The organism is Candidatus Hakubella thermalkaliphila, assembly GCF_013281975.1.
Lineage (GTDB): Bacteria > Actinomycetota > Humimicrobiia > Hakubellales > Hakubellaceae > Hakubella > Hakubella thermalkaliphila.
Genome location: NZ_BLRZ01000349.1, coordinates 1 through 874, shown reverse-complemented (window position 1 = coordinate 874; position 874 = coordinate 1). Strand labels below are relative to the sequence as shown.

Below are 874 nucleotides of genomic sequence, written 5' to 3'. Positions count from 1 at the left end.
ATCAGTAGGGGTGATTGAGGAAATAATTGAGAACAATGGGGGTGAGACCATTCAAATCTGCGCTCATGATGCGGTAAATAAGGTTCTTCTGTGCCACTTCCTTGGTCTGGAACTCTCCAGTTTCTGGAAGTTCAAACAAGGAAACGGCTGTATTAATATTATCGACGTTTTGGACCGTAACAATTTCATGATTATGTTGGTCAACGACACCTGCCACCTGGGCGGGATCGTCGATTCTACTGCTGAAGGTGCCCTATGATGTATGGAATCATAATTTCCTGGCTGAAGCTCGCCCTTAAGGGGCTGGCGGCTGGAGCGAGACAGGGCGACCAGCCACCAGCCAGATGACTACTTCTTCGCCAGGTCTCTCCAACCACCTGTCGTCCTGTCTATACCCAGTTCAGATTTCAACGCCCATAAATACGGGCTTCGGAGGAAAATATGCCTGGAAAAATTTATATCTTTGATACTACTCTAAGAGATGGGGAACAGGCTCCCCGGATACATCTTAATCCTAAGGAGAAGCTTCAAATTGCCCAGCAGTTGGCCAGACTTAAGGTGGATGTCATTGAGGCTGGCTTTCCCATATCTTCGGAAGGAGATTTCCAGAGCGTGGCCGAGATTGCCAGGAAGGTCAAAGGGCCCGTCATTGCCGGGCTGGCCCGGGCAGTGGAAGCAGATATCCGGAGAGCCTGGGAGGCAGTACAGTACGCTGAGCGTCCCCGCATCCATACCTTCATCGCCACCTCTGATATCCATCTTAAACATCAGCTCCGCAAGGAGAGAGGGGAAGTTCTGGAAATTGCCAGGAGGGCAGTCTCTCTGGCCAGGAGCTTCACCGAGGATGTAGAATTTTCGGCCATGGATGCCACCC

1 protein-coding gene and 1 pseudogene are annotated in these 874 nt (G+C 50.9%); both read left to right on the top strand.

What is annotated here, in order from left to right:
* The coding region (locus tag HW443_RS12065; RefSeq protein ID WP_176238311.1) for a histidine phosphatase family protein at positions 1-259 on the top strand (259 nt) is incomplete at its 5' end.
* A gap of 182 nt (positions 260-441) precedes the next feature.
* Positions 442-874: pseudogene (locus HW443_RS12060) on the top strand (2-isopropylmalate synthase); the annotation flags it as partial.